We start from the raw sequence: 19,190 nt of genomic DNA on the forward strand, positions 1-19,190 counted from the left end.
CCCCAACCGTAGTCAGTGGAAACCTTCAGCAGATCTTAGACGTCACGAGTCTTGAAGGAAATGATGGCCGGCACCATCAGCAAGGCAATCCAGGCTAGGAAAATCAGGCCACCAGATAGTGGCGTGATGAAAGCTTCCTTGTCAGTGATCTCCAACATCCGTCCGCCAGCAACGCTGGGCACGTACTGGTTGACGTATTTGAAGAACTCACCAGGTACCAGGCCCAGCAAGCTTGTCCCAATCTCCAAAAGGAAGATCAGGACAACCAAAACAATGATGCCTCCTGCCGAGCTCCGAAGCAGGGTGCCCAAAGACAGACCCATCAGTGCTACGCCGGCTACGTAGAGCCCACCCATGAGAATTGCATAGATGACGCCTTCTGTACCAAAGGACAGTTCAACGCCGTAGGCACCAAAGATGGGCATGGCCACCAATGTAGTTACAAGCGCAGCCAACAGAGTCAAGACGTAGGAGATCACAATCAAGACCATGGCCTTGGCAAAGAACGCCGGCAGCCGTTTCGGCACTGCCGTGACGGTGGAGCGGATCATACCTGTGCCAAACTCCGAGGACATCAACAGCACGGAGAGGGAACCAAGAATCAGGACACCAATTTGCAACCCTCCATTTGGTATCGCGGCGCCGGTAAAGCCAATCGCCTGCTGTGCCTGTTCCAAGGTCATGGGTTCCGTGGGAGCGCCCGGTATGCCCATGCCCATCCCGCTCTTCATGACCCCTTCCAAGGTCCATGCCTGGAGCCAAGCTACCAATGTACCTACTCCAACCACTGCAACAAAGGTGAAGAGAAGCAGCAGTCGGGTCGACAATAGCGAACGGAACTTTATCCATTCGCTGCGCAGCACACCGGCAAAGGTCAATGAGCCGCCCACTGAGCGGTGGGGTGCGGTAATTGTTGTTGTGCTCATTTTTAGAGTCCCTTCACAGCGGCCGGAACCGGCTCAGTGGCAGAGCCGGAGCCGTTGCCAAGCGAATTATCAGTAAGTTCTTGTGAGTGGTACTCCACCGAGTCCTTGGTGAGGTCAAAGTATGCTTCCTCCAGGGAGGAAGTCATGGTGGTTAGTTCATACACCAGCACGCGGTTATCCATGGCAATGGTTGCAATCTGGCGGGAGTCCAGCCCCGAAATTTCCAGGGTCTCATTCTCATTGCACTCGACTTGTACACCGTTGCTTGTCAACAGTTGGCTCAGTCGGGTGACCTCCGAGGTGCGGACCAGCACTTTAGCCTGCTGAGTACCGGACAAAATATCGGCAATGGGTGCATCAGCAATGATCCGTCCCCGGCCAATCACGATGAGGTGATCAGCTGTTTGCGCCATTTCGCTCATCAAATGTGAGGACAGGAATACTGTTTTGCCTTGTCCAGCCAGGTGTTTGGCCAAATTGCGCACCCACAGCACGCCTTCGGGGTCCAGACCATTGACCGGTTCGTCAAGGATCAGCGTCTGCGGATCGCCCAGCAATGCGGAGGCTATACCAAGCCGCTGTCCCATACCTAGGGAGAATCCGCCTGCTTTCTTTTTGGCGACCGAGGTCAGGCCGGTCATGTCAATAACCTCATTGACACGCTTGGTGGGAATGTTGTGTGTTGCCGCCATGGCCAGCAGGTGGTTATAGGCGCTGCGGGAGGTGTGCACCGCCTTAGCATCCAGCAGGGCACCCACTTGGTGCATCGGATCGCGGTGCGCAACGTATGGCTTGCCGTTGACAGTCACGGTTCCGGCACTGGGCTTATCCAGCCCAACAACCATACGCATAGTGGTTGATTTACCAGCACCGTTGGGGCCCAGGAAGCCCGTGACCATTCCCGGTTTCACGGTGAACGTGACACCGCCAACGGCGGTCTTGGCTCCGTACTGCTTAGCCAGGTTGACTGCCTCAATCATGTGGACACCCCTTCGGATGGTTTTACTGGGGGCGTTGTGGCCCGGTTTACGAATCTATAACCACCGTACGCATTCAATCAGTCAATTTCTTCTACCTCAGGGATGATTCAGGGTGCGTTCAAGGTAGTCACAATGGATGATGGCGGTGGTTGCGTTAGGGGCACACGCCAATGTTTGACGCCCCGCCTCCCCGACGCTCGCTCACTTAACGTTGGGTTTAATCCAACGCTCCTTCAGTAAACGTCGATTATAGGCAAACGTTCGCTCACCGCAACTGAGCGAGCATTCCCCAGGCGAGCTACCGGCGTCGCGCATCCGACGAAGAACTTCACGCTGGGAACTTCACGCTGGGAACTTCCGGCTAGGAAGGCAACGCACCCTGATGCTCGCTAGCGGGCAGCGGCTTGGCGGCCGGGGCGGTCAGGATAGAGGCCACAATGGCAACGGCAATCGCCAGCAGTGCCCAGCGGATGGTGACGCGGTCGCCCAGGAAGCCAAGCAAGGGCGGCCCGGCAAGGAATGCCACATATCCGATGGTTGACACAACGGAGACGCGAGCGGCCGCGCGGGCCGGATCATCAGCAGCCGCTGACATGCCCATGGGGAAGCCCATGGCAGCTCCGGCACCCCAGAGGACAGCGCCGGCGCCGGCCAGCAGCATATTCGGAGCAACAACGAACAAAACGAGTCCGGCCAGTGCCGAGCCCAGACTGCCGTACAAAACACTCACCCGGCCAAACTTGTCAACAAACTTTCCGCCAAAGAACCTGAACAAGGTCATGGAAGCCACGAATACGGCAAGCATGATGGCTCCACCGGCTTCAGTGGTGCCGAGGCCATCCACGCTTGCCTTCGCTATCCAGTCATTGGCAGCCCCTTCTGTCAGCGCTGCACCGAGCACTACAAGACCTACCAGCAGCGTACGTTTTTCGCGCCAAGCACTGCGGCCCTTCAGAGCCGTGGTGGCTTGCGTACGTTTACTACCGCTGGCATGCGTCTCCGGAAGGAAGGATTTCGGCACAAAAACCATGGCAACACAGACACCCACAACAATGACCAGCAGGTGCAAGGACATGCTGACGTTCAGCGCTGACAAGCCCGCACCAACAAGAGCGCCCACAAGCGCACCGCCGCTAAATCCTGCATGAAACTGAGGCATGACTGTGCGACGCAACAGCCGTTCAACATCCGCACCTTCAATGTTCTGGGCTACATCCCACAAGCCAATACCTATACCAAAAAAGAACAGTCCGGCAGCCGTGAATCCAACGGAGTGCTGAGCTAGCGCAACAGCAACGATCAGACCACCAAAAGCAGCTGTGAACCCACCAACACGGATGGTATTTGCCGTACCTAACCGGCCTACGACTGTTCCTGCCAACGGCAGTGCAATGACAGATCCGGCAGCAATTGTTAGCAGCAGCAGGCCCATGTCTCCTGCGGATAATTCCAAAACCCTTGTCACGGCAGGGATTCTTGCGGCCCAGCTGGCAAACACAAAACCGTTAATGGCAAAGATTGAGAAGGTGGCAATGGCCGCGGCACGGACCGCACGCTGATTCATGATGGATTTACTCTTTACACAAGTGTTTTATAAGGCGTTTTGAACCAACTCTAACGCCATGGATTTTTCCCCGGTCGCAGTGATCGGGGGTGGGTCAGGGTCTAGCGGGCTCGATCGACGCGCTTCTCATCCCATACGGGTTCGTCGGATTCGTAGACTTTCCCGTCGGAACCAAAAACAAGGAACCTGTCAAAGGAGCGAGCAAACCAGCGGTCGTGCGTGACAGCGAGAACGGTCCCTTCAAAAGAGTCTATGGCCTTCTCCAAAGCCTCGGCCGAGTGTAGGTCCAAGTTGTCGGTTGGTTCATCCAGTAGCAACAATGTTGCACCGGAGAGCTCCAACAGCAAAATTTGAAACCGGGCCTGCTGTCCCCCCGATAGCGAATCATATTTCTGCTCCGAGCTTGCCGCCAGACCATAACGGTCCAATGCCCCGGCAGCAGCTTCGCGGCCCAAACCGGAACGATGCTCATCGCCGCGGTGCAAAATATCAAGCAAAGTCCGGGTGAGAAGGTCAGGCCGCGCGTGCGTCTGAGCAAAGAAACCCGGGCGGATACGGGCACCAAGTTTCACAGATCCTTCGTGGGGCACATGGGCGATTTCGACGTCGGACACTGGCTCATGTTCCTTGTCCGGGTCTGAGCCACCGGCGGCTAGAAGACGCAGAAAGTGAGATTTTCCCGATCCATTAGAGCCCAGAACGCCGACACGGTCGCCAAACCACACTTCGGTACTGAAAGGTTTCATGAGCCCGGTCAGCTCCAACTTGGTGGCAATAACAGCTCGCTTGGCTGTCCGGCCACCCTTGAGACGCATTTTTACGTTTTGTTCAATGGGCAACGCTTCCGGCGGCCCCTGCTCCAGAAACTGTGCAAGGCGCGACTGAGCGGCTTGGTACCTGTTTGCCATGTCAGAGCGGAACGCAGCCTTATTCTTGTACATGTTGACAAGTTCTTTGAGTTTGACGTGCTCTTCGTCCCAGCGTTTGCGCAATTCTTCAAAGCGGGCATTGCGATCCTCGCGTGCCTTGATGTAGGACTCGAAGCCGCCTCCGTGCGTCCAACTGGAAGCCCCGTTGATGCCGGGTTCAAGGGTGACAATACGGTCTGCGGCATTGGCCAAAAGTTCGCGATCGTGACTGACGAACAGAACTGACTTCTCCGATGAGCCCATTTTTGTCTCAAGCCAGCGTTTCCCCGGTACGTCGAGGTAGTTATCAGGCTCATCAAGAAGCAATACTTCGTCAGGTCCGGCAAATAAAGCCTCTAGAACAAGACGCTTTTGCTCGCCGCCACTGAGTGAGGAAGCTTTACGGAACTGTGCAGTGTAGAAATCCATGCCCATTGCCGCCATGGTGACTTCATCCCAGGTGGTCTCCATTTCGTAGCCACCAGCATCACCCCAGTCAGCGATAGCTTGGGCATACGCCATTTGCCTGGGTTCGTCATCGCGCTCCACCATGGCCAGCTCTGCGTCATCTACGGCTTTACCGGCTGCGGCGATATTGCTCGCTGCCACGGACAGTAGAAGATCTCGCACAGTGCTCTCATCGCGGACCTGGCCCACGAACTGACGCATTACGCCCATGGTTCCAGAACGCGACACAGCTCCCTCATCAGCTTTAATGTCTTGGCAGATGATACGTAACAGCGTGGTTTTACCCGTTCCGTTGGGCCCGATCAACGCCGTTTTGGTGCCGTCGGAGACGCGGAAGTTCACCCCGTTCAGCAGCTGCCGTCCGTCGGAGAGAAAATAGTCAATGTTTGCAACGTCAATATGTCCCACACCTCAATCCTCCCATCTCCTTGTTCCCACCGACGCCATCGCTCTGGAGCACCCTGCGAGAAGCCCCAGATGGACCGGTCTCAAAGCACTCAGATCCAAGTTGATACTGCGTCTTAGAACATGGCAGACGATCGGTACCGATTTGTTCTGTGTCCTGTCCGGGTTTTACATGGACTTGGAGCTGCCCATTTTGAGGACTTCACCGATGCTAGCGAACCGATCCGAAACGGTTCCACACTCATTGATCCGGAAATGATCGGTGCTGCTTTCCATTCGCGTCCAAGGCGACCCCATTAATGCGCCCAGCCCGCGCAAGTCGAAGGTACTGGAACTGTTGGCACAATGCGGGCACTTCTTTCCAGCGGCGGCACTAGCGCAAAAGAATGGTGCCAGCTGAAGATCCCGATGATTCAGAAGCTGACGAACTACCTGACGAACTACTGGGTGCTGAGGGTGCAGGCGCCGAAGCTGGGGTTGTGGCAGGTGTTGTTCCTGGTTGCTTTGGGGTCTCCGATGCTGTTGGAGCCGGCTTCGTGCCGGGTATGGCTGAAGGGCTAGTGCTTGGCGCCGTGCTGACTGCCGGATTGGGCGTGGACTTGTCCGACGGCGGAGGTGTGGCCGCCGGAGGTGCGGCCGCCGCCGTTGTGGCCGGCTGAGGCGTGGCCGGCGGAGGTGTGGCCGACGCAGCCTTGATTTTCGCTGCGTCAGACTTCGCCTTTTCATCAGCTGTGGCGAATGCCGGCATGGTGAAGTAGCTCGAAGAGCTGCTGACATCTGCCGGGCTGTGCATAAAAGTTCCTACGGACGGGTTCAGCGCACTGATCATCCTGCCATTTCCCACGTAGATGCCAATGTGAGACCAGTGGTTGGGACCGTCAGGGTTTTGCACCACAATATCGCCGGGCTGGGGGTTGTTGGTCGCGACCATGGGTAGCCACTGTTCCGTGCGTGGCAGACTCACTCCGGCTTGTCCATAGGCCCATTGCACAAACCCTGAACAATCCCATCCGTTGTCGAAGCTGGTCCCTCCCCAAACGTAGCGATGTCCCAGACCTTGGTATGCCGCGGTCAAAATGTCTTTCCGCACTTGAGAGATCAGCTCGGCGGAGATTTCGGGAGTTCGCTCACGCAGAGCATTGACCCCCTGCACAAGGTGGCCCGTGTTGGCGGTAGGATCGGTCAAATCGAAAATCGGTTTGACGGTAGGCTTTCTCGCCCTAATAATTGCGTCGGCAAAAGAAACTGTTACATCGGATTGTTGGGTGCCGTTGGAATAAAATCCGGCCAGCGTGGCCACATACGGAGAGGCCTGGGCGCTCTGGCCGCTTTCTTGGCTGAACACAGCTGCAGCAGCATCCGCGGAGGACGTGCCAACATAGCCGGCCGCCACGAAGCCGCCGGAAGCCAACAGCGTACAAATAATGGACATGCTCAAGTGAAGCTGTCGCGACCTATGTTGCGAAATAGCCACCGGCGAGTCCTCCTGCCCCTTTGCACACGGTACTGACGAGCCTACGCCGCTTTCAAGGAATCTAAAGGAGTTCTCATAGAAAGTTCACTCAGGCAGGCAACTCTTACCCGGCACTGCGGATGATACGCCGCGAAACCGCGGCCGCAATGGCTGCCGTCCGGTTGTCAACACCCAATTTGTCGTAAATGTGCACAAGATGGGTCTTTACTGTCGCTTCAGAAATGAACAGCGCCTTGGCGATAGCTTTGTTGCCCATCCCCGTGGCCAGCAGTTCAACAAGTTCCACTTCGCGTGCAGACAGTACCGGAGCGGGATTGCGGATCCGGCTCATCAGCCTGGCGGCAACCTCCGGTGCCAGGGCAGTTTGCCCGGCAGCAGCCGATTGCACCGCACCACGAATCTGTTCGGGCGGGGCATCCTTGAGCATGTAGCCGCTAGCCCCGGCCTCAACGGCTGCCAAAATATCCGCATCAGTGTCATAGGTAGTTAGAATCAGCACAGGCGGTGCGCCGGATAACTCCTTGATGGCCTTCGTTGCACTCACCCCGTCCATCCCGCTTCCCATTTGCAGGTCCATGAGCACCACGTCAACAGGTTCACCCAAGGTTTGCAGGCGCTGCACCTCCTTGATGGCGGCACCACCTTCGGGCGCTTCAGCCACCACAATGAATCCCTCAAATTCGGTCAGCATGGCCCGCAAACCCGCCCGCACCACAGGGTGGTCATCTACCAATAAAATCCGGATCTCATTCATTGAATCTCCCCCTGTGCTGCTTCGGGAACCAGCCGGCCCCCATTCAGCGGCAACCGGATAGCCACCACTGTGCCCTCTCCCGGGGCTGACTCGATTGCCAACGTCCCCTGCTGCGCCACCACTCGTTCACGCAGGGAACGCAACCCAAAGCCACTCCCATCCGTACGCCCGGCCACAATGTCGGCGAGCTCTTCCGGGTTGAAGCCAAGTCCGTCGTCGTACACGTCAAGGGTCACTTCGCTGCCCAGAAACGCCAAACTTACGACGGCGGACTTGGCTTTAGCGTGCATCCAGACGTTGGCGAGACTCGCCTGAGCGGCACGCAACAGGGTCACTTTGTAGGGCTGCGGTAGCTCCATCGGCTCACCATCCAACCGGAAACTGCACCGCAACGAGCCCCCACGTGCAGTGGACTCGCCCTGCGTTTTAATGCAGAGCCGGGACAGGCTCTCTGCAAGAGAGCTCTCAGCAAGGGCCGGGGAAGAAAGGTTACGCACAAAGCTCCTAGCCTCCGCCAAGTTCTCCGCGGCCGTGGCCTGAACCATGGACAAACTCTCGCCGGTGGATTCCAAATCACCGGAATCCAGGCTGCGCAAGGCTGCACGCGAGACCAAAATAATGGAGGAAAAACCCTGGGCTAAAGTGTCATGGATTTCCCGTGCCAATCGCGCACGCTCAGCCAGAACACCGGACTCGTGCTGGGTGGCGGCCAGCTGGGCGCGGGTGCGCCGGAGCTCATCCGCCGCTTGACGCTGGTATTCCCCTTCCCGGTACAGCAATTGGTAGGCCTTGGAAGTGACCACTGCGAAAGCGGCACCAAAGGCCGGCCCCACTATCACTGGCAGGGGAGGGAAAGTGGATCCCGTTGAGAGCCACTGCGCAACAATGACTCCACCGGTCATGAGAACCACCGTAGTTAGGGACACCCAGCGCGGCAAGAGATGCAAATGAAGGAAAAACATCGGGAAGACAAGCCAGGAGAACTCTACCGAGCCGAGCATAAGTATGGCCCACATGAGCGTGATCAAAGCGAGCCAGAGCACCGCGAAACGTCTCGGATTGCGGCGCGTTAACCCCGCCGAAAAACGCTTTTCAGCCACAGTCCCGAGTAAATACGTTAACGCAAGAAGGACCGACAGTGCCAGGAACCAGTAGCGCCCGTGCCTGTGAGTTTGATCCATCAGGAGTCGGACGACGCCCACGCTCAGCAGCACCGCAAAGCCAACGTGCAACGTGACACGCAGAAAGCGAAGGATCGTGCCACTGGTGACGGGTGGGGCATCCATGGCAGACATGTCACCAGCATAGGCGTTGGATTCAAGCAGAGGAATCAACCAAATGGTTGAGTGGGCCCTCCAACTTTTCATAGGAGGCGGATCAACCAACCCCGCGATGGAACAGCAGCTCTTCCGCGGGAAAGTTGAATTACTGACATATCCACCCGAAAGACAACCAGTTCTTCCGGCACATGAAAGAAGCTTCCTATGTTCCTCGCGATCCGAGATATCCGCTTTGCCAAGGGACGGTTCGCCCTGATGGGCGCCGTTGTTGCCCTCATCAGCCTCCTGCTCGTCCTGCTATCGGGCCTGACAGCAGGGCTCGGCAACCAATCCACCTCCGCAATTGCGCAGCTGGGCACCGGCTCAGGCAACTCCTCAAGCTCAGGCAGCTCAGGCACCAAAGTGAGCCAGATAGTTTTTGGCGCCCCTGCCAAGAACGAAGCAAAGGTTTCCTTCACCGAAAGTCAGGTGACGGCCAAACAATCCGATCTCTGGTCTGCGCAGCCCGGCGTGCAATCAGCCGTGCCTTTGGGTATCAGCCAAAGCCGCTTTCAGGGTGCCGGAGACAGTAAGGGAATTGCCAACGTCGCAGTGTTTGGGGTTGGCGAGCAAGGCAGACAAGCGGGGATCGCGCCGTCGGACATCAGTGATTCAACCGTTGTCATTGGCGAAAGCGTCGCCAAGGAACTCTCACTCGCCACAGGCGATGCCGTCACTATCGCCGGAACGCAAATGAGCATTGGCAACATTGTGCCCGACCAGTGGTACTCGCATAGTTCAGTTGTTTGGACAACCCTTTCCACCTGGAAAAAGGTGGCTCATCTTAGCGACCCGGACCAGCTTGCAACAGTTCTCGCTGTGAGCTTCGCACCGGGAGCCACCGTTGACACTAACAGCGTCAACGCGACGGCTGGCACCGTCAGCGCCACACGCAGTGGATCGTTCCAAGGTTTGGGCGGCTATAAAAGTGAGAACGGCTCCCTGCTGATGATGCAGGCATTTTTGTACGGAATTTCAGCCCTTGTCATTGTTGCTTTCCTCACCGTTTGGACTGTCCAACGCACCCGGGACATCGCAGTTCTCAAGGCGATGGGCGCTTCGGGTGGTTACCTCCTGCGTGATGCTTTGACGCAGGCAGCTCTGGTCCTGCTGGCAGGTGCCGGAGTTGGTGGGCTCATCGGCGTTGTGGGTGGAATCTTTGCCTCGCAGGTGGCCCCATTCCTGCTCACTCCGGCGACTACTCTGCTGCCTGCACTCGGGATTGTGGCGCTTGGTCTGGGCGGTTCGGCCCTTGCTGTGCGTAAGGTGACCCGCGTAGACGCCATGATCGCCCTTGGCGGCAACTAAGCCCGCCTCCTGTTTCCGCTCCGCTGACAAACATTAAGGAACTTCTCATGACTGCACTGAATCTGATCAATGTGACACTGCAATACCCCGATGGCGAGGGTGTTATGACGGCTTTGGATGCCGTAAACCTCTCAGTGAATCCAGGCCAGTTCATTTCTCTGGTGGGCACCTCTGGTTCGGGAAAGTCAAGCCTGTTGGCTGTGGCCGCGACCCTGATCAAGCCCACTTCCGGGCTTGTGATGATCGACGGCGTCGACACCAGCGGATTGTCCGAGAAGGAGCTGGCCGCGCTGCGTCGAGACAAGGTGGGCATCATCTTTCAGCAGCCTAACCTCCTCGCCTCACTGACTGCCGCCGAACAGCTCATCATCACCGACCACCTGCGCGGGAAGTCGCTCAAAGATGCAGGTGTGCGGGCAGCGCAGCTTTTGGACATGGTGGGTCTGGCCGGTTGCGGCCGCAAACGCCCACACCAGCTCTCAGGCGGGCAGCGTCAGCGAGTCAACATTGCCCGGGCGTTGATGGCCCAGCCTAAAATTCTCCTGGTGGATGAACCAACCGCTGCGCTAGATCACGACCGCAGCGATTCGATAGTCAGGTTGCTGCGCAAAGTTAGTGACGAGTTCAACATTGCAACTGTCATGGTCACCCATGACACCGAGTTTGTGCCGCTCACCGATGCTGTCGCCACCATGCGCGACGGCGTTCTCACCGCTCCTGTACCCTCCGAGGCAAGCGTCGGTGCCGTCTAGCGTCTGGGGCCGAGGGCAGCGAATGCTCGGCCATGCAATAACATAAGGGAAACGCCCCAATACACCAGCGCGATCGGAGCCACCCTCATAATGAAACGCTTTGCAGCCCTTGCCGGCAGCCTCCTCCTTGCTTTGACCATCTCCTCCTGCGGTGCCGCAACAGGACCAGTCGGCACGTGGGGCGATGGCTACAATACCGACAAGTTGCCGTACCTTGAATTGGCTCTGGGACAGGAACAAGATGACAACAAGGCCGGGTTCCTGTCAGGAAGCGATGGCTGCAACCGTCTGACAGGCCAGTGGCTGATGGTTGATGGGGAGTTAACTTTCCCGCAGATGGGTAGCACCATGATGGCGTGTCAGGGGATTGACACGTGGTTGTCCAAGGCAGCCGGCGCAACGCTTGACGGCGACGTTCTCACTGTCAAAGACGCTACAGGGGTCACCTTGGGTACGCTGGAGCGTCGCAACTAGCTCTTGCGCCGTGCCAGATAGCCCGCAGTAAGGCGCCAGAGACTAGTCTTTGTTCGCTGACTGCGGGCTATTTTTCTTAAGACTTAAAACCCAGATCTGGGGTTACCAGACCGAAGGTGTTCGCCAACGCCGATCTGGCCGCCAACCAGCCCCCCATGCCGTGGACAGCTGGTCCTGGCGGGGTGGCGGCGGACCCCAAATAGAGTCCAGGCGCCGGTGTTCTCCAGGGGTCTGGCGAAATCACGGGACGTTTGAGTAGCTGACTCAGTGTGACGGCCCCTGAGCTAATGTCACCGCCCACATAGTTTGCGTTGTAAGCGTCCATATCATGAGCGGTTCTCGTAGCAGTGGCCAGAATGAGATCTCGAAATCCCGGAGCATCCTTTTCAACGGTCTGGATTATGGTTTCCGTGCAGTCACGCGTTGAGCCCGACGGCACGTGTGTGTACGCCCAAAAAGTATGGTGGCCCGCAGGGGCCCTGCTCGCGTCAAGGACTCCGGGTTGGACGGCGAGAACATAAGGACTCTCCGGGTGGCGACCGGCAAGGACTTGGTTTTCAGCGTGCGCTATGGATTCTCGCGAGCCGCCCAAATGCAGGGTGGGTGCCCCACGCAGATCGGTGGAAGTCCAGGGCACGGGGCCGGATAAGGCAAAATCAACTTTGCATACGCCCGGACCGTATTTGAAAGATTCTAGTTGACGTATATATCGTTCCGGTAATTCGTTATGTGCCATGTGTGCCAGGGCCCTCGGCGTTGTATCGCAAATGACGGCCCGCGCCCCAGTAGCCGCTTTCAATTCCGCCACACTGTCAATGTGCTCAGAGAGATGGATCCGGCCACCATGGGCCAGGAGGTCATCGGTCATGGCCTGCGCTATGGCTCGTGAGCCCCCGCGTGGAACCGGCCACCCTTGTGCGTGTGCCAACACCCCTAAAAGCAATCCGGCCCCCGAGGTTGCCAAGGAGGGTAAGCGCCCAATTGCATGTGCCCCCACACCTGTGAGCATGGCTGGCGCAACGTCTTCTTTGAATCCCAGGTTCCACGCAGGCGTGCCTTGTAACAAAACGCGTAGGCCAAATCTCAGGACGGTTAGTGGATCCCTAGGGAATCGGATGAGGGAGCCCTGAGTGAAATCAACTACACCCTCAAGCTTGTTCAGCAATGGTTCCATCAGGTTCCGCCACGCGCGGCCATCAGCACCCAAGCTTTCAACAGTACGGTCCAGGCTGCGATACGCAATGCCAGCCCGTCCGTTCCCGAGAGGATGCCCATAGGAAATATCGGGTACCAACAGTTCAATCCGGCGGTTCAGTTCAAACGCTTGGAAGAATGGCGAAGCCAACGCCATAGGATGCACTGCAGCGCATACGTCGTGCTGAAAACCAGGTAATGTGAGCTCGGCAGTTCTTATCCCGCCCCCCAGGGAATCAGCTGCCTCAAAAAGCTCAACCGACAATCCGGCCCGTGCCATCGTGACCGCTGCGGCCAGCCCATTGGGCCCGGAGCCCACCACTGCAACGTCAGCCATGCTCAACGTTCCCCGTGTCCTGAATTTGATCCTGAATTTGATCCCGAAGAGACACCACGGGGTCATTGGGCGGGCCCAGCAAAACCCCACCCTGCGGATCATCGACGCCCCCTCGACGCACAACATCATTGCCGAGAACATACATGTCCCGAATTGTCAGGGCAATAAGTGCACAGGTTGCCGCACCCGCTGCCATTGAAGCCAGCATGAAATACGGAGAATCAATAGCGTGCTGGCTACTGATGTCACCTAAAACCTTGCTGCGGAACAGCATGAGAGCAATAAAGTGTCCAATGATGGCCGCCTGCCACAGCAGTATGGGTCGCCATCTTGGTAGAGCTAATGCAAGCAGTGGCAACAACCAGATTGCGTGCCACGGTTCTGTGCCCTTATTCACCACCATGAATCCTGCGACAGCGACAAAAATTAGTTGGGCAACGCGAGGACGGCGCGGGGCATACAGAGCCAACGCAGCCACACCCAAGACCACAATGGCCAGCAGGACCACCGCTAGTGCGTTGCTCGTGCCAATGTCCATTCCTTGCCAGCCCATGCGCTCAGCAACGAGGTTCCAGCCGCCATAAATTGAGGACTCTGACGGTTCACTTGCCAACCGCTTCTTCAGATACTCAGGAAAACCTGGCGGGTTGATAGCCATGACCGGGGCCAGCAATAACAGCCAGGTGACTGCTGTTGCGCCAACCATTTCAAGCATCTCGCTCACGCGTCGAGCCCGGATACCCAGGGCCACGAAGGCCACTAAAACAATAATTGGGTAGGGTGCGGCCATGGCACCAACTCCCAGGATGGCACCCGCCCATAGCGTCCTGCGCCGGGCAAAAAAGTAGATCGCCAAACTCACCAAAGCAGCAGCCCAGAAGTCCCAGCTGACATAGGCGGTGAGCATTAGGACGGGGCTGGCGGCGACAATGGCCGCATCCCACATGCGGCGCCGAGCAGTACGCGCCACAATAATGACGGTAATGATCCAGACCATTGCAATCAATGCTGCATTCAGGTCAAAAAAGGCGAGCTGCGGTCCGACTCCTTCGCCCGCCGGACCGGTCAGCCAAGCAGTTGCGCCGGCGATCCAACCAGCCAGCATGGGCTGTTCAAAGGGGGGTCCCGGGGCGAAAAAAGGAAACAGGGTCCCCAGTCTGTGCTCAGTAAAAGAGTTGGGGAACATGGACCAACACACGGTGGAATACTGATCCGGCGTGGTCCAACCGGTGGTGCGACAATGGGATTTCGTTATGACAGCTATGACGGCAGCCACAGCTGCCATCACGATCAGGACCCGCTCAACCGTGAAGAATCCGGGCTTTGTAACCCCTGGTGCTGTCCGTCTTCCCAACGGTCCACCAACAACTTCGGTCATATTCCGCAACAGAGTATCGCTGCGTGAGGGCACCACAATCTCATGCTTGGCTGATGTTCGTGGACCCTGTGATTCCTGCATAAATATGAGCCTACCGGGTCGCAGCTGCCCTCCTTGTTTACTTCAGGGGCAGGCATGAAACGCGCCCTTAGGTTCCGCTCCCAACGGAAGCTATAGGCCCCACTGTTCAACGGCAGGGGTCATTTTGTCCCAACCAAGTGTGCAGACTTTGGCAGTACCCAGAACAAAGTGCCGGCCTTGCCCACCTGGCAAGCCCAACCAGCGGGCCGCCAGGATCCGCAAGAAGTGTCCATGGGCTACTAACAGAACATTGGCAGGCGCTCCGTCTTCACGCTGAACAGCGCGAGCCCGTTGAACAATTTGGTCAGCGCGTTCGGCCACCTGAGCCAACGACTCACCGTTTGGCACGCCGTCGTTCCAAATCAGGTACCCGGGGTTCTCCGCGCGAACCAGGGCACTGTTAACGCCTTCATAGTCGCCGTAGTCCCATTCGACGGCGTTTGGTTCAACTGCTGCTTCGGGGAACCCAGCCAGGGTCGCTGTCAGGTGAGCTCGCTGCAGTGGTGAGGTGAGAACAAGATCAAAATCGATGCCGGAAAGGGCTCCCTGAGCGGATCGGGCCTGGTCCTCCCCTACTGCCGTCAATGGCATATCCGTCAGGCCTGTGTACTGCCCACTACGGGACCATTCGGTCTCACCGTGGCGCAACAGCCACAGTTTGGGGCCGCCAGGGATGGGGGCAGCGGGTACCAAGATATTTTCTACTGAATTCTTACTCATGGTGTTTTGGTTCCAATCGACTGTGGTGCCAGGAATTACTGATTAGTCTTCAACGGCGTTGTTAGTTTCTTCGGGGTGCGATTCGGGCTGATCGGCCCACCATTTCCGCAATTCTTCGCCAGCCTTCTCAGCTCCCAAGGGCCCGTACTCCATGCGCTGTTCAAGGAGGAAGCTGTAGGCCCGGCCAACCACACGACCCGGTTTGATGTCCAATAACGCCATGATGGCACTGCCATCAAGATCCGGGCGGATGGAATCAAGTTCCTCCTGCTCGGCCAACACGGCAATGCGAGCTTCAAGGTCGTCGTAGGCAAAGGCGAGCCGCTCAGCCTTGCGTTGATTGCGAGTAGTGACATCAGAACGCGTCAGCCTGTGCAGTCTTTCGAGCAGGGGTCCAGCATCCGTTACGTACCGACGCACAGCGGAATCACTCCAACCGGCCTCACCGTACCCGTAAAAACGCATATGCAGCTCAACCAGGCGCGACACTGCCTTGATGGAGTCATTATCAAAACGCAGGGCTTTCATGCGCTTTCCGGTCAGCTTGGCGCCAGCCAGGTCATGATGTCTGAAGCTGACCCCGCCGCCGGGTTCAAAACGGCGGGTCTTGGGCTTGCCGACGTCGTGCATCAATGCCGCAAACCGCAACACAAAATCGGGTCCGGGAACGGGGCCGTCGGGGCCGCTTTCTAGAGATGCTGCCTGTTCCAGTACCTGTAGTGAGTGCTGGTAAACGTCCTTGTGGCGGTGATGCTCATCGGTTTCAAGCTTCAGTGCGGGAATTTCAGGCAGCACCAAATCCGCCAGTCCCGTCTCAACCAGGATGTCGATGCCCGCCCGGGGCTGGGCCCCGCAAATCAGTTTCACCAACTCATCACGAACTCGTTCAGCGGAAATAATACTGATTCGCTCGGCCATTCCCTGCATCGCCGTCAGGACCTCCGGGTGCAAAGCAAAACCCAGCTGCGAAGCGAAACGGGCAGCACGCATCATGCGCAACGGGTCGTCGGAAAAGGAGTCCACCGCAGCACCGGGAGTGCGCAGCAAACCACCAGCAAGGTCATTGGCGCCGCCAAAAGGGTCAACCAGCTCCATGTCCGGCAACCGTAGTGCCATGGCGTTAACGCTAAAGTCGCGACGTTTCAGGTCCTCCACCAGTGAGGTACCAAAGGCAACAACGGGCTTGCGAGAATCAGGGTCGTAGGCCTCGGCACGGTAGGTGGTGATCTCTATGAGCAGCACCTCCTTGTTCCGGTTGCGTTTACGGAATCCGATGGTGCCAAAGTCCCGGCCCATCTCCCAGTGCGAATCCGCCCATTTTTTGGCAACCGCAAGGATCTCATCCGGCTTCGCATTGGTTGTGAAGTCCAAATCTGGGGAAGTCCGACCCAGAAAAAGGTCGCGGACAGGACCCCCAACAAGGGAAAGTTCGAATCCGGCGTCGGCGAATAGCCGGCCCAGCTCTAGAACAACTGGGTCAAATTTTGATGTATCAAGCACTAAATCCATGGTTCCTTAAGGATGCCAGACTTTTCACTGTGCGCGTTTGTCCCCGCCGATGCCATCGCAGGGGCGCCATTGCTGTCTTCAAGAAGCCGATCAAAACCACCCGTCTGCCCTGTCATCATCCTTGAGTAAAGATAGCTAGAGTGGACAGCATGGTTCACCCAGTGCCGCGCGCGCCCAAGTCGACCCCGTTGCCCTCGGCAATGGGTCCTCAGGTTGTGCCCGCAGCACCCACCGCGCCAAGCCAGTTGCCCACGGTAGAGGAAGTCTCCGCCGGCGGCGTGGTTGTTGAGATGCACGACGGCGTCCCCTGCGTTGCGATCATCGCCCGCATCAATCGCGGCGGCCGGCTTGAGTGGTGCCTACCCAAGGGCCATCCTGAAGGCGATGAAACACATGATGAAGCGGCGGTCCGTGAAATCGAGGAAGAAACCGGGATTGCCGGGGAAGTGCTCGCAACTTTAGGCAGCATTGACTATTGGTTCACTGTCAGTGGGCACCGGGTGCACAAGACTGTCCATCATTTCCTGTTGCGCGCCACTGGTGGTTTCCTCACTATTGAAAATGATCCGGACCATGAGGCCGTTGATGTGGCTTGGGTTCCTTTGGTGGAATTGGCTAAGAAGCTCTCATTCCCCAATGAACGCCGCATCACAGATATGGCCCGCGACCTGCTGCCGGAATACTTTTAGAGAAACTCTTGGTGCTGTTGATTTGCGCTGCCAGCAGCCACCAAGACAGCAGTGAGATGATGGGACACAATGTCTAACGATAAACGGGTCCACATCCCGCCGAAACCTGCAGCAGCCCCGCGTGTGGCTGCACCTCCCGCCACACAGACCCATCCCATCGCCAGCACCACAAGTCTGCGCCAAATACCGCCGGCCGTCCCCGGTCCAGGTGCAGCCGGTCCAGGTTCGGCCGGTCCAAGTGCAGCCGGATCAGGTGCGGCTGCAGCCGCTGACAAGGCGCCCACTTCCGGTGCACTTGCACCCAGTAGTGCCAGATCCAGCGCCACCATGGCTATTGGCACACTGGCATCACGCATTTTGGGCTTTATCAAGGCGATTGTGCTCGGTATAGCCATTGCCAATACGGCCATCGGATCGATCTTTGAGGGTTCCAACTACATCCCGAACCTGATCTTCCTACTTCTTGCGGGCGGCGTGTTCAATGCCGTGCTGATTCCACAGATCGCAAAGGCGAGCAAACAGCCGGACAACGGCGCCGACTTTATCTCGCGGCTGCTGACCCTGGGAATTGTGGGCCTGCTGGCAATCACCGCCATCGTGATAGTACTGGTGGCTCCCATCTTTGGCCTTTTCACGTCTTTCAGTGGAGAGAATTTGCAACTTGCCATCACCTTTGGCTTGTTCCTCTTACCTCAAATCTTCTTCTACGGCCTGTTTTCGCTGTTGGGTCAGGTCCTTAACGCCCATAATGCCTTCAAGGCTTATGCTTGGGCCCCTGTGCTGAACAACGTTGTGGCTATCGCGGGGCTACTGGTGTTCGTTGCTGTTTCTGGCAGTGCCGCCTCCACTGCGCATACAGTGGCGAACTGGACTATTGGGCAGACATGGCTCCTGGCCGGAACTGCCACATTGGGCATCGCTGTGCAATCTGCCGTGCTGATCATTCCTGTCCAACGCCTCGGCCTCAAATTGCGTCCAAAGTTTGGTTGGCGGGGCACCGGTCTGGGCGCCACGGCTAAAGTTGCTGGTTGGACCATGGGCACCATGATCATTGGCAACCTCAGTTTCCTCATCATCCTCAGAGTTGCCACGATCCCCCTTGGTGGCAGCACCGGTGGAAACGCGAGCATACCGGATGTTTTGGTTTTGAACCGCGCCACCGAGTTGTACATCATGCCTCACTCGATCATCGCTTTATCGATTGCCACTGTCATGTTCACAGCCATGTCTCATGCGGCTGCCCGGAAGGATTTATCCGGTTTGCGCACTTCATTGGCTGGAGCCTTGAGAACCACGGGTATGGCCACTGTTTTTGCCGGTGTTGCACTGGTGGTGCTTTCAGGCCCTATGGGCATGCTCTTCAGTGGTAATTCACAAACTGTGGGTCGTTTCGTGGCAATTACGCTGGCAATTCTGGCTATTGGAGCACCGTTCTACAGCATCAATTTTATCCTCAACAGGGTCTTCTACGCACAGGAAGACGCCCGCACACCGTTCTTCATCCAATGCATCATGGTTGGGCTGGGACTGACCACTGCTCTACTAGCGAGTCTGTTGCCGCACGAGTGGATTATTTTCGGTCTGGCGGCCAGCTATACCCTCAGCAACGTAGTGGCCCCGATCGTCAGCCACTTCTTCCTGACGCGAAAGCTTGGCAACTATGGTGGTGGGCTTATTCTGCGAGCACATATGCGCTTCCTCGTCGCTGCCCTAGCATCCGGAATTGCCGGAGAACTAATGTTGCGTCTCTTTGGCAGTGCCTCTGATGAAGGCTTCATGTGGTCCTCTATAACCGCTTCAGCGCTTACCTTGGCTATTGTGGGGACGGTCATGGCCGTCATTTACATTGTGATTCTCAAACGCCTGCGCGTGCGTGAAATAGATGCCCTATTGAACCCTCTGCTTGCGAAAGTGCGGAGTCGCTTGCGGACCAAATAAGCTCATTTACAA

General features: G+C 57.3%; 17 protein-coding genes. 5 read left to right on the forward strand and 12 right to left on the reverse strand.

Annotated features, from left to right (window positions below; genetic code table 11):
* Positions 1–35 precede the first annotated feature (35 nt).
* The 7 genes from AAFM46_RS16250 to AAFM46_RS16280 all read right to left on the reverse strand — a co-directional run bounded on the left by AAFM46_RS16250 (position 36) and on the right by AAFM46_RS16280 (position 8,774).
* Positions 36–926: an ABC transporter permease gene (locus AAFM46_RS16250; RefSeq protein WP_343318828.1), complete on the reverse strand. Its 891-nt coding sequence runs from the start codon at positions 924–926 to the stop codon at positions 36–38.
* Positions 927–928: 2 nt separating this feature from the next.
* Positions 929–1,906, reverse strand: coding sequence for an ATP-binding cassette domain-containing protein (locus AAFM46_RS16255; RefSeq protein ID WP_283528784.1), 978 nt, complete (start codon positions 1,904–1,906; stop codon positions 929–931).
* 361 nt (positions 1,907–2,267) lie between these two features.
* A complete protein-coding gene (locus AAFM46_RS16260) occupies positions 2,268–3,470 on the reverse strand; it encodes an MFS transporter (RefSeq protein ID WP_343318829.1) in 1,203 nt (400 codons plus the stop codon).
* A 101-nt stretch (positions 3,471–3,571) separates the two neighbouring features.
* Positions 3,572–5,254 (reverse strand): ATP-binding cassette domain-containing protein, encoded by a 1,683-nt coding sequence (locus tag AAFM46_RS16265; RefSeq protein ID WP_343318831.1) that lies wholly within the window; start codon positions 5,252–5,254, stop codon positions 3,572–3,574.
* A gap of 370 nt (positions 5,255–5,624) precedes the next feature.
* Entirely contained in the window at positions 5,625–6,683 is a 1,059-nt protein-coding gene (locus AAFM46_RS16270) for a C40 family peptidase (protein WP_343318832.1), read from the reverse strand.
* 145 nt (positions 6,684–6,828) lie between these two features.
* Positions 6,829–7,479, reverse strand: a complete 651-nt coding sequence (locus AAFM46_RS16275; protein WP_343318833.1) for a response regulator transcription factor — start codon at positions 7,477–7,479, stop codon at positions 6,829–6,831.
* A complete protein-coding gene (locus AAFM46_RS16280; RefSeq protein WP_343318834.1) occupies positions 7,476–8,774 on the reverse strand; it encodes a sensor histidine kinase in 1,299 nt (432 codons plus the stop codon). The genes AAFM46_RS16275 and AAFM46_RS16280 overlap by 4 nt, the downstream gene beginning before the upstream one ends.
* A gap of 189 nt (positions 8,775–8,963) precedes the next feature.
* On the opposite strand from AAFM46_RS16280, the gene AAFM46_RS16285 reads away from it, so the two are divergent.
* The 3 genes from AAFM46_RS16285 to AAFM46_RS16295 all read left to right on the forward strand — a co-directional run bounded on the left by AAFM46_RS16285 (position 8,964) and on the right by AAFM46_RS16295 (position 11,332).
* The gene (locus AAFM46_RS16285) at positions 8,964–10,106 is read left to right on the forward strand and encodes an ABC transporter permease (protein ID WP_283528770.1); all 1,143 of its coding nucleotides are present in this window, start codon (positions 8,964–8,966) and stop codon (positions 10,104–10,106) included.
* Between the two features lie 47 nt (positions 10,107–10,153).
* Positions 10,154–10,858, forward strand: a complete 705-nt coding sequence (locus tag AAFM46_RS16290) for an ABC transporter ATP-binding protein (RefSeq protein ID WP_343318836.1) — start codon at positions 10,154–10,156, stop codon at positions 10,856–10,858.
* Between the two features lie 90 nt (positions 10,859–10,948).
* Positions 10,949–11,332, forward strand: a complete 384-nt coding sequence (locus tag AAFM46_RS16295) for an META domain-containing protein (protein WP_283528764.1) — start codon at positions 10,949–10,951, stop codon at positions 11,330–11,332.
* A gap of 76 nt (positions 11,333–11,408) precedes the next feature.
* On the opposite strand, the gene AAFM46_RS16300 is transcribed toward AAFM46_RS16295, so the two are convergent.
* The 4 genes from AAFM46_RS16300 to AAFM46_RS16315 all read right to left on the reverse strand — a co-directional run bounded on the left by AAFM46_RS16300 (position 11,409) and on the right by AAFM46_RS16315 (position 16,551).
* On the reverse strand, positions 11,409–12,863 hold the full coding sequence (locus tag AAFM46_RS16300; RefSeq protein WP_343318837.1) for an NAD(P)/FAD-dependent oxidoreductase: 1,455 nt from the start codon (positions 12,861–12,863) through the stop codon (positions 11,409–11,411).
* The gene (locus tag AAFM46_RS16305; protein ID WP_343318839.1) at positions 12,856–14,322 is read right to left on the reverse strand and encodes a glycosyltransferase 87 family protein; all 1,467 of its coding nucleotides are present in this window, start codon (positions 14,320–14,322) and stop codon (positions 12,856–12,858) included. Before AAFM46_RS16305 ends, AAFM46_RS16300 begins: the two co-directional genes overlap by 8 nt.
* Before the next feature lie 90 nt (positions 14,323–14,412).
* Positions 14,413–15,042, reverse strand: coding sequence for a histidine phosphatase family protein (locus tag AAFM46_RS16310; RefSeq protein WP_343318840.1), 630 nt, complete (start codon positions 15,040–15,042; stop codon positions 14,413–14,415).
* 42 nt (positions 15,043–15,084) lie between these two features.
* Positions 15,085–16,551, reverse strand: coding sequence for a CCA tRNA nucleotidyltransferase (locus tag AAFM46_RS16315; RefSeq protein WP_343318841.1), 1,467 nt, complete (start codon positions 16,549–16,551; stop codon positions 15,085–15,087).
* 149 nt (positions 16,552–16,700) lie between these two features.
* Between AAFM46_RS16315 and AAFM46_RS16320 the strand changes: the two genes are divergently transcribed.
* On the forward strand, positions 16,701–17,240 hold the full coding sequence (locus AAFM46_RS16320; protein ID WP_343318842.1) for an NUDIX hydrolase: 540 nt from the start codon (positions 16,701–16,703) through the stop codon (positions 17,238–17,240).
* Here the strand turns inward: AAFM46_RS16320 and AAFM46_RS16325 are convergent.
* Positions 17,237–17,596 (reverse strand): hypothetical protein, encoded by a 360-nt coding sequence (locus AAFM46_RS16325; protein ID WP_343318844.1) that lies wholly within the window; start codon positions 17,594–17,596, stop codon positions 17,237–17,239. The genes AAFM46_RS16320 and AAFM46_RS16325 overlap by 4 nt on opposite strands.
* Here AAFM46_RS16325 and AAFM46_RS16330 point away from each other — a divergent pair.
* Positions 17,568–19,178 carry a lipid II flippase MurJ gene (locus tag AAFM46_RS16330; protein ID WP_343318845.1) on the forward strand — a complete coding sequence of 537 codons (1,611 nt, stop codon included), beginning with the start codon at positions 17,568–17,570 and terminating at the stop codon, positions 19,176–19,178. The genes AAFM46_RS16325 and AAFM46_RS16330 overlap by 29 nt on opposite strands.
* Positions 19,179–19,190 lie beyond the last annotated feature (12 nt).

This window comes from Arthrobacter sp. TMP15, from assembly GCF_039529835.1.
Classification (GTDB): domain Bacteria; phylum Actinomycetota; class Actinomycetes; order Actinomycetales; family Micrococcaceae; genus Specibacter.